General features: G+C 46.2%; 10 protein-coding genes. 2 read left to right on the plus strand and 8 right to left on the minus strand.

What is annotated here, in order from left to right:
- Nucleotides 1-40: 40 nt before the first annotated feature.
- The 4 genes from gcvT to ACFS25_RS18575 form a co-directional block, all read right to left on the minus strand.
- Nucleotides 41-1,132, minus strand: a complete 1,092-nt coding sequence (gene gcvT, locus ACFS25_RS18560) for a glycine cleavage system aminomethyltransferase GcvT (protein WP_381504004.1) — start codon at nucleotides 1,130-1,132, stop codon at nucleotides 41-43.
- 71 nt (nucleotides 1,133-1,203) lie between these two features.
- Nucleotides 1,204-2,658: a TonB family protein gene (locus ACFS25_RS18565; RefSeq protein ID WP_381504005.1), complete on the minus strand. Its 1,455-nt coding sequence runs from the start codon at nucleotides 2,656-2,658 to the stop codon at nucleotides 1,204-1,206.
- Between the two features lie 65 nt (nucleotides 2,659-2,723).
- Nucleotides 2,724-3,377 carry a deoxyribose-phosphate aldolase gene (locus ACFS25_RS18570; protein WP_381504008.1) on the minus strand — a complete coding sequence of 218 codons (654 nt, stop codon included), beginning with the start codon at nucleotides 3,375-3,377 and terminating at the stop codon, nucleotides 2,724-2,726.
- An 87-nt stretch (nucleotides 3,378-3,464) separates the two neighbouring features.
- Nucleotides 3,465-5,312: a pseudouridine synthase gene (locus tag ACFS25_RS18575; RefSeq protein WP_381504009.1), complete on the minus strand. Its 1,848-nt coding sequence runs from the start codon at nucleotides 5,310-5,312 to the stop codon at nucleotides 3,465-3,467.
- Here ACFS25_RS18575 and ACFS25_RS18580 point away from each other — a divergent pair.
- Together ACFS25_RS18580 and ACFS25_RS18585 are read left to right on the plus strand one after the other, a co-directional pair.
- Nucleotides 5,311-5,460: a hypothetical protein gene (locus ACFS25_RS18580; RefSeq protein WP_381504011.1), complete on the plus strand. Its 150-nt coding sequence runs from the start codon at nucleotides 5,311-5,313 to the stop codon at nucleotides 5,458-5,460. The genes ACFS25_RS18575 and ACFS25_RS18580 overlap by 2 nt on opposite strands.
- Nucleotides 5,461-5,574: 114 nt before the next feature.
- Nucleotides 5,575-7,545, plus strand: a complete 1,971-nt coding sequence (locus ACFS25_RS18585) for an acetoacetate--CoA ligase (RefSeq protein WP_381504013.1) — start codon at nucleotides 5,575-5,577, stop codon at nucleotides 7,543-7,545.
- Between the two features lie 186 nt (nucleotides 7,546-7,731).
- Here the strand turns inward: ACFS25_RS18585 and ACFS25_RS18590 are convergent, their stop codons facing one another.
- The 4 genes from ACFS25_RS18590 to ACFS25_RS18605 form a co-directional block, all read right to left on the minus strand.
- On the minus strand, nucleotides 7,732-8,286 hold the full coding sequence (locus tag ACFS25_RS18590) for an RNA polymerase sigma factor (RefSeq protein WP_381504014.1): 555 nt from the start codon (nucleotides 8,284-8,286) through the stop codon (nucleotides 7,732-7,734).
- A 724-nt stretch (nucleotides 8,287-9,010) separates the two neighbouring features.
- A complete protein-coding gene (locus tag ACFS25_RS18595) occupies nucleotides 9,011-9,370 on the minus strand; it encodes a hypothetical protein (protein WP_381504015.1) in 360 nt (119 codons plus the stop codon).
- Nucleotides 9,371-9,478: 108 nt separating this feature from the next.
- Nucleotides 9,479-11,929 carry a 3-hydroxyacyl-CoA dehydrogenase/enoyl-CoA hydratase family protein gene (locus ACFS25_RS18600; RefSeq protein WP_381504017.1) on the minus strand — a complete coding sequence of 817 codons (2,451 nt, stop codon included), beginning with the start codon at nucleotides 11,927-11,929 and terminating at the stop codon, nucleotides 9,479-9,481.
- 62 nt (nucleotides 11,930-11,991) lie between these two features.
- Nucleotides 11,992-12,462 (minus strand): MarR family winged helix-turn-helix transcriptional regulator, encoded by a 471-nt coding sequence (locus ACFS25_RS18605; RefSeq protein WP_381504019.1) that lies wholly within the window; start codon nucleotides 12,460-12,462, stop codon nucleotides 11,992-11,994.
- Nucleotides 12,463-12,557 lie beyond the last annotated feature (95 nt).

Here is a 12,557-nt window from a genome sequence, read left to right on the forward strand (position 1 = left end):
GAGCGGTCCGCCGTTGCGGCAGCCGACACCACCAATACCGCTATTTTTTCACGAAAGGGAGTTTAACAACTTGTGCCTTCAGCAACCGATCACGCACTTTCACAAAAATTTCTGATCCCGGCTTGCTAAACGCCGTTTGAACGTAACCTAAACCAACACCTTTGCCAAGTGTAGGCGATTGTGTACCGGATGTAACGTCGCCAATTTGGTTACCGTCGGCATCGGTAAGTTCATAATGTCCGCGTGGAACGCCCCGGTCGAGTAATTCGAAGCCAACTAGTTTACGCGGAACACCTTTCTCTTTTTGTGCTTTCAGTACATCGGCATCAATGAAATCGTGGGTAAATTTTGTAACCCAACCCAAGCCCGCTTCAATAGGCGAAGTTTCGTCAGTGATATCGTTACCGTAAAGATTATAACCCATTTCCAAGCGTAACGTATCCCGAGCGCCCAAGCCAATCGGTTTGATACCATATGGTGCCCCGGCTTCTACAATAGCGTTCCAGACACCTTCGGCCTGGTGGTTCGACACGTAAATTTCGAAACCGCCCGCGCCCGTATAACCTGTTGCCGATACAATCACGTTGGCATACCCGGCAAAGTCGGTTTTCTCGAAGGTATAATATTCCATTGAGTCGAGATCAGCCTCCGTAAGCGACTGCAACGCTTTAGCAGCCAACGGCCCCTGTACGGCAAACAGGCACATATCGTCGGATACGTTCACCATCGTCAATGCATAATCTCCTGCATATTGGCTAATCCAGTTCCAGTCTTTCTCAATGTTCGACGCGTTAACGACGAGCATATATTCCAGAGAGCTAATCCGATACACCAACAGGTCATCGACAATACCACCCCGACCATTAGGCAGGTAGCTATATTGTACTTTACCATCAAACAGAACGCTGGCATCATTGGCCGATACACGCTGAATTAAGTCCAGAGCACCCTCACCTTTGAGGATAAATTCGCCCATGTGCGAGACATCGAAAATACCAACGACGTTACGAACGGTATTGTGTTCGTCGAGATCGGATGAGTAGCGAACGGGCATTTCGAAACCCGCAAACGGTACGATCTTCGCACCTAACTGCTGATGAATATGATGAAGGGGAACTTGCTTAAGCGACATTGGCACAGAGGTTATCCGGCAAATTTACACATGTATCTATGGGTTTCAATCGGTTTCATCTTGTATAGGCATCAATTAAGGGTAAAATTAATCGGCAGATTATACTTCACCCGAACTTTTTCGCCCCGTTGAACCCCTGGTTTCCAACGGCCACTCATGGCCTTAATAACCCGTAACGCTTCCTGATCGACGGTTGGGTGGACACCTTTTAATACTTCATAATCGCATAAGGTACCATCGGTACAGACCACAAAACTGACGAATACTTTACCTTGCACGCCAGCTTTCTGTGCCTCTACCGGATAACGAAGATTACTACTTAAGAACTGCCCTAATGCCTGCATACCACCTGGAAATTCTGGTGGTCGTCCAGCATCTAGATAGCGCAGCGTATCACCTCCTACACTTTTAGCTTTACCATTCTTGCAAACACCCTTATCATACTGTTCTTCATAAAAATAGGAGCCATCGTCATAGCGGCCTATCCAAATACCCTCCTTAAGGCCATCTTTGTAAAGCCCTTGTTCAACAAGTTGAGTTTTACTTGCCGTGTCGCCATGCGATATTGCTTTCGTCTGATAAATAGCTCGCCCGTTGCCATCTTTAATAGACTGGTTACCCATCTTATCCCAAAATGCCATGACTTGTTCCGGACTTCCCGGAGATAGTGCCTTGTATTTAGTGATGATTCGGATTTGCTTAATTTGGCCATTTGGATGCCATGATGTTAGGACTGATTTCTCGTCGTAATCGTCTGTTTTTTCGGCAATAGAGCCATTTTCATAATAGGAAAGTTGAGGTCCAATCTTTTTGCCATTTTGATAATATTCCTCATGAATGCGCCCGCCCAACTCGTTCAGGGCAACCAGCTGTCCCTCCCATTCTTGGTCACTATTTTGGTGGCCGATAAGATGAACTGATTGTCCTGCAGAATTTCGATAAGCATTTATTTTACGGACAAATTGTAAACGAACATCCTCCTTCCAATCTGTTCCTTTGAGTTTGTAAAGAACAATATCTCCCGCTGGTAGTCCATTGGTATCTAGCGGAGTAACTTGCCTGTAAGTAGCCTTAGTACTATCGGCAATAGGCTTACTCTCAGTGTCGAAAAAATTGATTCTTGCTCCGCCAGTATATATGAATGGCGCATTTGGTTTGAATGTAACTGGAATGCTTACCCGTTGACGAATAACTTTTTCGTCCTTTTGAGCTGGTTTCCAGGCGTTATATAAGCTAAACACCCGTACAGCTTCACGGTCGCAGTCGGGGCGAAGGCTTTTTATAACGTTTACATCGGATACATGGCCGTCAGTTTCCACAATCGCACTCACGACAACAAGTCCACCAACGCCTTTTGCTTCAGCCAGTATGGGTTTGCGAAGATTGATCTGAATAAACGAATTTAAGAAGAGCATACCACCGCGGGGTTCGGCGGCACTATCTGCTTCAAATCCCTGATAAACAGTAGATTGGGCTAATAAAGGCAAATAGAAAAGCGTTAGTAAGAAAGGTAGCCAGTTGCGCATGTGTGAAGAGTAGATATAGCCCAAAACTACAAAATCCCTTCTTTTCACCAAGCTACGACCGTAAATTACTTAAGCTGGTGGCCTATCGCCAGCCGATCAACTCCAGCGGCAACTAATTCCTCCATCTGCTGTTCAGTGGCGCCATCGACAATCAACTTAACCCCTACCGACTTCGGAACTGCCAAACGAAAAGCTAAAGCTGATTCATGTGTGTAGCGATACACATTCTGGCCTACGGGAAACCCAGTAGAATTTTTAATAAAATCAGCCCCGGTATCAGCGGCCAGTCTAATCATCTTCAGTAACTGATCCTGATCGAGCAGACCCGATTCCAGAATAACAGTAAAAAACTTTTCTTGTGCGTGGACTAGTGCAACCAACTTAGCCAGTTCTATCTTCAACCAGACAGAGGTAGATGAGAATAGGGCTGATGTATTTAGAACGACTTCAATTTCGCTGGCCCCGTCTTTTAGTGCCCATTCGATTTCGGTTTGCTTGGCTTCTGTGCGCTGGTAGCCAAACGGAAACCCGATTACTGTCGAAAGTGTCGCTGGGTGAGTATCGCCCATTTCACGCCGAAACTTCTTCACCCAAAACGGAGCAACAGTCAGACCTGCCATTCCCAGTTGCGTTACTTCATCGAGCGCTTCGTATTGCTCACCTATGGTTACGCCGGGGTGCAGCAACGTCCGTTCAATGTAAGGGAAGAGATGATTCATAAGTGAAAAAGAGTGAAAGAATGAAAATGGTTTTCACCAGTTTTCCACTCTCTCACTCTTTAAAAGGTTGTCAGAATTTTGACAGTTCTACGAATTCAAATACTTCAATTTCACAACCTCTTTTGGATCAAGGAAGCGCCATTTTCCGCGTGGTAATTCTTTTTTGGTCAAACCAGCATACGTAGTACGGTCAAGTTTACTTACTTCATACCCGAAATTCTCAAATATTCGACGAACGATGCGGTTACGACCGGAGTGAATTTCAACTCCAATCACATACGCATCGGGCGTAACGATACTAATCGCATCTGGTTTGATAGGCCCATCTTCAAGCTCAATACCCTTTTTGATGGCCTCAAAATGTTCGTCGGTGATTGGTTTGTCCAATTCAACCTGATATATTTTACGAATGTTGTTCGACGGATGCGTTAGCTTATCAGCTAATTCGCCATCATTTGTCAACAACAGTAAACCGGTCGTGTTACGGTCCAGTCGTCCTACCGGATACATCCGGAAATTGCCCGCATCAGCCACTAACTCCATTACGGTTTTGCGCTCATTAGGGTCCTCGGTAGTCGTAATGTAGTCTTTCGGTTTATTTAGTAATACATACACAAATCGCTCTGGACTCAGGGCTTTAGTGCCATATTTAACGGTATCGCCTTCTTTTACTTTGTAACCCATCTCGATTACGACCTTACCATTCACCGAAATATCACCGCGAGCAATAAGTTCGTCAGCTTCCCGGCGCGAGCAAACACCCGAATTGGCAATGTAGCGATTCAAACGAGTTGTTTCCGGTCCGGCATTACGCTGTCCATCAGTACGTGGTCCGTCGGTACGGTCATTATCTGACGACCGTTTTCCCTTTTCTGCATCGCTGCGCTGATCGTCACTACGACCTCGTTTGAACGAGTCATTAGCCCGCGTTTGTTCCAGATTATAGTCTGGTGCTTTCGTAAAATCGCCAGTGCGCCGATTGCCGGACTCTTTTCGTTGCTGGCCCGTAAAGCGTGATTCTACATCACTACGTCTGTCATCGCTGCCAGAAGAGCGACCGTTGTTTCGTTCGTCGGCTGCCCGATCAAATCCACCTACTCGCTTAAAAGCTGGCTTATCAGGTCTGGCGGAGCCACCAGTACGCTTCCGGTCGCCCGGAAAACGCGACGCTCCACTATTCCTTGAGTCATTATTCCGGTTACTACCACGCATAACTTCGCTCCGGGTAAAACGAGGCCGTTCCTCATTAGGGCGATCTTCGCGTTTAGGACGATCACTGCCAGGACGGTCAGCGCTTCGGTTCCGATCATTCGTAAAACGTGGTGAGTCTGTATCCCGACGACGCTGGTCTGGACGCTCCGAGCGGTTATCCCGACTAGTGCGTGGTGGTCCTGATGGACGGGACGTTGAATCCCGGGAAGTTGAACTTCCTGGTCCGCTAGGTCGGTCATCACGGCTAAAACGGGGACGGTCACCATCAGCGGGTCGGTTAAATTTGGGCCGGTCATTGTCCCGACTGAAACGGGGACGATCACCATCCCGATTAAATGAGGGTCGGTCTTTCTGGTCACGTTCAAAACGCGGCTTTCCAGTTGGGCCGCCAGCACGGTTAGTAGTATCTCGTGGTCCGGCTCCGGCTGGTCGGAAGGGACGGTTAGGTGCTCCCGAATCTCGGGAATCCCCACCTCGGGGAGCGGCACCACCTGGTCCGCCAGTTCGGCCATCGCGGCTAAAACGGGGGCGGTCACCATCGGCGGGCCGGTTAAATTTGGGCCGGTCATTGTCCCGGCTAAAACGGGGACGATCACCATCCCGGTTAGTACGTGGTCCTGTAGGTCCACTGGTGCGGGCGTCATCCCGACGGCCGAATGAACGACGATCACCATCACGGCTCTGTCCGGCTTCCCGGTCGTTCTTCTCTGAATCTTGACTCATGGAAAAATACAGTAAATCAGACTTTTTATTGGAAAATCTGGCTGATTATCAGCTTACCTGTTATAAAAAATACAAAATGGGCTACAAAGTTAAGGCTTTTAAAGACAACCCAACTATACCTGTTTTATTGAAACGCTTTTTATCATAAAAACAATCCGTAGCAACCATTAGTCGTTAGTCAATACCGAGCCACCGGTACGATCATCGGCCAGGGCCAACATATGATGTACTGATAACTTTCTTTATACTGACGACTATATCTATGCCCCAACCGACATTAATACCGCTCTATACTCCTGACAAAACCGCCATTGAGCAGTCACTTTTGAAGCGATATATGGACTGGCTGTTCGTAAAGAAAGGCTTGTATTTCCGAGACTATGACGATTTGTGGGATTGGTCGGTAACGGACCTCGAAGATTTCTGGGAAAGTATCTGGCACTTTTTCGATGTTCAGAGTCATACGCCCTATCATCAGGTAATTTTCAGGCCGAACCGCCAGGATATGATTGGCGTAAGCTGGTTTTCAGAGACAACACTTAATTATGCCGAGCATATTTTTCGCCATCGCAGCACTCAACGGCCTGCTATTCTATTTGCCTCTGAACAACAGCCAGCCATAGCAAGCCTATCGTGGGATGCGCTGGAGCAACAGGTAGCAGCGATGGCAATGTATTTACGCCAGCAACGAGTGGGCATTGGTGACCGGGTGGTAGCGGTGCTTCCCAATTGTCCTGAAGCAGTCATAGCTTTTCTGGCAACCAATGCCATTGGTGCTGTTTGGTCGAGTTGTTCACCCGATTTCGGCACCTCCAGCGTGGTAGACCGATTCCAGCAAATTGAGCCGAAAGTCCTGATTGTAGCGGATGGGTACACGTATAACGGTAAGCCAATAGACAAAAGCAAAGCTATTCGTGAACTACGCACCAATTTACCAACGCTTCAGCAAGTAATTTGGGTGCCGTACTTAAACGAAGATAGCCAGGCAGACGGCACAACGCTCTGGGATGAGGTACTGGAAACGCCGGCGCCCGATGGCTTAACGTTTGAGCCGGTACCGTTTGATCATCCAATTTGGATATTATACTCATCAGGAACGACAGGAAGGCCTAAAGCGATTACGCACAGCGTAGGTGGTTGTTTGCTTGAGCATTTGAAGGTTCTTGCCCTGCACCAGGATGTACGCATTGGCGAACGATACTTTTGGTACTCCACTACGGGCTGGATGATGTGGAATTTTGCGATTGGCTCAATGCTCGTTGGCGCTACCCTCGTCCTTTATGAAGGCGCAGCCGGTTACCCCAACCAAAACAGGCTTTGGAAACTGGCAGACGATGCCCGTATTACTCATTTTGGCAGTGGAGCGGCCTTTTACTTAGCTTGCTTTCGTGCGGGACTGAGGCCCATTGATACCCAAAAACTACCCTATCTACGAACAATTGGCTCAACAGGGTCGCCCCTGCCACCAGAGGGATTCCGGTGGATTTATGAATCGGTAAAGTCGAAAGTTTGGTTAATTTCGTTTAGTGGTGGTACTGACGTTTGTAGCGGCTTTGTTGGAGGCAATCCATTTTTGCCGGTGTATGAAGGTGAAATTCAGTGTCGATTGCTAGGTTGTAAAGTTGAAGCCTTCGATGAGAACGCCAGACCCGTCCGGGGTGAGTTGGGCGAAATGGTTATTTTAGAGCCGATGCCGTCGATGCCTATTTACTTCTGGAATGACCGTAATGATGACCTTTACCGCAAAAGTTACTTTGAGGAGTACCCCGGTATCTGGTGGCACGGCGATTATATCCGCATTACCGAACGTAACAGCATTATTATTTATGGCCGCTCCGATGCAACTCTTAACCGCGATGGCATTCGTATTGGCACCAGCGAAATTTATAGTGCGGTTGAAAGCCTGCCCGAAATTGCTGATAGTTTGGTAGTAGGCCTGGAGCAACCCGGCGGACAGTATTTTATGCCCTTATTTGTGGTCTTGCATGACGGATTTTCGCTTACCGATGAATTAATTATCCATATAAAACAGGCACTCCGAAACCAGTTTAGCCCACGGCATGTACCAGACGCGATATACACAATAACTGAAGTTCCGTACACGATAAATGGCAAGAAACTTGAAACGCCGGTCAAGAAAATTTTATCAGGAATGAACGCGTCCCTGGCCACCAGCAAGGACACACTCCGTAATCCGACAGCACTGGACCAGTTTATTAGCTTTACAAAATGACCAAGTTTGTGAAATCACAATTTTCGAAGAAGTAGCACCGTCAGACTCGAAAACACAGGCTCTCTGCGCTATCAATACAAAAAGTCCTGACTAAGTTATTAGCCAGGACTTTCATACTATTATAGCAAATAAGTAGTTTTCCTTTAACACTATTATTCAGCTTCGTGTGATCATTAAAGAAGGCATTTACGCTGTATACATCTTTCCATAGAGTCGATAAATTTTGTCTCGGCTTCGTTTAAGTCGCATTTTCACTGTACTCTCTTTCAACTGGCTGATCCCTGCAATGTCAGCAATGCTCATTCCATCTTCATACTTGAGCCGCAACAAGGTTTGTTCACCAACAGAAAGTGTTTCCATGGCCTTACTAACCAAATGAAGTGTTTCTTCATGTAGGTGTCCTTCTTTCACTTCGGCTATGTCGTACTTGACACTTTCGTCAATGCCCGTAACCTGAAGCCGTCTTGCCAATCGAATCTGGTCAGAACAGTAGTTATAAGCAATGGAATAGAGCCACGTAGAAAAACTTGACCGCTCCTGAAAAGCATCCAGTTTATGGAAAACCTTCAGAAAAATGTCGTGGGTAAAATCCTCGGCCTTCAGTGGATCTCTGGTCATGGATAAACAACGTCGGTAGACTTTGTTAACATAACGGTTGTAAAGAGTCTCAAAACACTGGGCGGGTTGACTTGGTAAATACTGACGAATCATCTCTTCGTCACTTAAAGGAACAACTATCATTACTTTTATGGGTTGATTTTATAACCTAGGTTAGGCACATTTCTGTCTACAAGTTACGTAAATCATCATCTCTTCGGTTTCATTCAATTAGTGGAAATATATTAAGTGGCATAAAATTTGATACAAAGCCACTTATTTCATCCGATAATCTTAAATAGCATCATTATTCTTATGTGTATTGACTTAATGCATTACTATTGTCACCTATATGTATATTTATACAACTAATATTATCTATGTGTTGATAAAAAAGTAAACTAACGTGTATTTACAGGGCTTACTAAGGGAATAATAACGGGTCCGTTTAATTAAATTTTCAACGGATAGATAGGCGACAGGATAAGATAACTAAAGGTTTATTTACAGACCTGTACCAATAGTCGAGTGGAATTAGATATATATTTTACATATTTTTGTTTACTTATTTTCATCGAAATACGTCTATCCGTGCGCCATATTTCGGTAAATTGGTCGTGAGCGGATCATTTATTAGTAGAAATGAGAAAATCGTCCTGGATGAAATCACCAAGGTAGTTTCAATATAAATAGACAAAGCGGAGTCAAAATTTGCACTAACTCACCGTATCTGTACTACTGATACGTGTAATACTGTCGGACTAAAGCAAGAATCTTAAGGCCAGTGTGTAAGTTATACTGTCTGTTTTGATTCACACGATAGTACCTTCTTCAATATGCTCAGGTAGCTGTTCTTTCGTTTTCAACTCTAGCGTTGATTCGCCAACGGATGCTGTAAGTAGATAATTAGTAGCGAAAGCAGGAAAAAAGGTAGCTCGATGGCAACGCCTTTCAAATTCTTATCATGCAGATGGAAAGCAATAATTACTAAAATACCAGCCGCCATAATATAGTTTCCCCACACGAATGTTTGCGGAATCAAAACCAACACGGCCCCAAGCATGGTAGAAAAACCTAAAATTGACAGACCTGTTCTACCAATGTTCCACTTGCTGAATATGTCGGCCATTTCGGATTTTCCAGTGAGCATGGCCCACCCTTGCCTGAACCCCATATATACGGCGAAAAGGATAAGCGCGGTATTGAGAATTTTCAGTGTCAGCGTCATGATTGAAAAGAGTTAATAGCGAAAACCTGCAAAAAAATATCCCCGCAAATATGGAATTTGCGGGGATGATATACCTATTGATGGTCTGTTAATTTAAGGGGAAAACCATTAATTTCTCAACGGTTTACCACCCGTCAATAGGCTTTGAATCCGTTCCAGGGTTTTCTTCTCGCCCGTAAGCGACAAAAACGCTTCCCGTTCTAAGTCGAGTAAGTACTGCTCCGATACAACTTGCGGTGCGCTCAAATCACCCCCGCATATAACGTAGGCCAGCTTGTCAGCAATTTTCATATCATGGTCCGAAATATAACGGCCCATTCGCATGGCAGCTAACCCTGCTTTGAACAACGCTATTCCGGTTTTGCCCTGTACCTTAATATCAGTACGCGGTTTGGGTTGTGTATACCCATTGTCGGCCAGCTCAATAGCCGCCTGCTTGGCTTCAGCCAGTAGACGGCTTCGGTTAAGCACAATCTGATCGGTTGAGCGGAGATAGTTCATTTCGCGGGCTTCCTGCGCTGAGGTCGAAACCTTCGCCGTAGCGATATTCATGAACACATTTTGCAGAATATTCAACTCTGGGTCGCCGGTTTGGTAAAGATCCAATGCACGAGCCGCCATTTCCTTGGTACCACCACCAGCCGGAATTAAACCAACACCTACTTCCACTAAACCGATGTAGCTTTCGGCGTGGGCCACCGCCCGATCAGCGTGCAGTACGGCTTCGCAGCCGCCCCCAAGTGTGAGGGTATGCGGAGCCACTACCACCGGGATAGATGAGAAGCGAAGACGCGCGATGAGTTTCTGAAACTGAGCAATCATCAGGTTTACTTCGTCGAACTCTTGCTCAACAGCAAACATGAACAGCGTAGCTAAATTTGCCCCGGCCGAAAACGCTTCGGTCGAATCATTGCCAACAACCAGACCCCTGAAATCCTTTTCAGCCAGCGAGATACCCTTGTTTAGAGCTTCCGATACCCCCTGTCCAAAGGTGTTCATCTTACTCCTAAATTCAACATTCAGAATGCCGTCACCAAGATCATAAATATTGGCATCAGCATTTTTCCAGACAATTTTATTACCCGGTCCGTCGCCACGAAGGTTTTCCAGAATGGTAAACTCTTCAACGCCCGGAATCGCCTTATAACTTTTGGTCGGGATATCGTAATACTTTCGCTTACCCCCTTCAACTTTATAAAAGGAATCGAAGCCAGCATCGAGCATATCATACACCCATTGAGCGGGTTTCTGACCCTGCGCTTCAATCATGTCTAGACCCGGCTTAACGCCAATGGCATCCCAGGTTTCGAACAGACCCAACTGCCAGCCAAACCCAGCCGTAATGGCCGCGTCGATGCGGTACAGTTCATCCGAAATTTCGGGGATTCGGTGGGTAGCATACTGGAAACCATCAGCAAAGGTTTTGCGGTAAAACTCACCCGCTTTGTCTTTACCGGCAACTAATACCGAGAAGCGTTTCTTGAGGTTATCAATAGCTTTTGTACTCTCCAGCGTCGCAAATTTTACCTTCTGTGATAACTTATAATCAAACGTTTTCAAATCGAGGGCCAGAATTTGGGTCTGCCCTTTTTCGTCTTTCGTTTTCTTGTAGTAGCCCTGGCCTGTTTTATCGCCGAGCCACTTATTTTCCATCAGTTTCTGCATTGAAGCAGGTAGCTCAAAACTCGCCCGCGACTCATCGTGCTCCATTTTGACCAGATTGCCCGCTACGTTGACCGTCGTATCTAGGCCCACCACATCCGACAACCGGAACGTACCAGACTTTGGTCGCCCGACGACCGGCCCAGTAAGTTTATCCACTTCCTCAACCGTCAGACCCAGTTCTTCGGCCACGCGAATAGTCTGAATCAGCGATTGAATACCAAGCCGGTTCGCAATAAAACCGGGCGTGTCTTTGCATAACACAGTCGTTTTGCCGAGGTACAAATCCCCGTAATTCATCAGGAAATTGACAACGGCAGGATCAGTGTCAGGACCGGGTATAATTTCGAGCAAACGCAGATAACGCGGTGGATTAAAGAAGTGCGTTCCGCAAAAATTACGTTTAAAATCCTCACTCCGGCCTTCAGCCAACAGGTGCATTGGAATACCCGATGTGTTCGACGTAATGAGCGTTCCGGGTTTTCTGAATTGCTCCACACGCTCATAAACCGACCGTTTGACATCTAACCGCTCTACCACAACCTCAATTACCCAGTCGTAAGTAGCAATCTCTTTCAGGTTATCGTCAAAATTGCCCAACTTGACACGCTCGGCAAATTTGGGACTATACAACGACGCCGGACTAGCTTTCAGCATTGTCTGAAACGCTTCATTGACAATACGGTTTCGTACAGCCGGGTTCGCCGTTGTTAAACCTTTGGCCTGTTCAGTCACAGACGGCTCCTTCGGAACAATGTCTAACAGCAAAACATCGGCACCAATATTAGCGAAGTGCGCGGCAATGCGCGACCCCATAATGCCTGATCCCAGCACGGCTACACGCCGAATGGTACGGTTCTTAGTTTGCGATTTAGGTTTTTCTAAGGTTGCTTCCATACGTTGGATTTACTTAGGGAGAATGAGAATGTAGGTCTAGTAGCCAGGAGGTAATTTCTATCTTAATCTAAGGGCAATTCTTCCGGTTCATCCGCTTTTATTCGGATATTTTCTTCTTCGACCATCCGGTTGAGGTCTTTCATCACCTCAAAAAAGATAACCAACTTATCGAGTGGAATTCGCTCACGAACCATGTTATTAAATTGAATAACACCATCGCGAGCCATCTCTCGTTTTGCTTTTCCCTCATCGGTGAGGTAAATTCTCACAAATCGTTTATCATTTCCGTCCACTTCACGCCGAATTAGTCGGCGCTCTTCCAGGCTCTTTAACATCCGAACTAGTGAGCGCGGCTCCATACCCAACAAAGGGCCAATTTTGGTAGCAGGCGTACCCTCATCCAGGTCAATATTCAGCAGTACGTAGCCAATCGCCGTCGTAATGCCGAAACGAGATGCATAGGCGTTGTACATGCGTGAAATAGCATGCCAACCCCATTTTATATGAAAATCAACCGTCTTCTCTTTTTTCATAGTAGGTATCATGCTATCCAACTTCTGAACGTAAATCTACCATTTTTTTTGAAAACAGTATGCATGCATACTAATTACATAGACAAAGTATTCAA

It is taken from the genome of Spirosoma flavum (assembly GCF_042686045.1).
GTDB lineage: Bacteria > Bacteroidota > Bacteroidia > Cytophagales > Spirosomataceae > Spirosoma > Spirosoma flavum.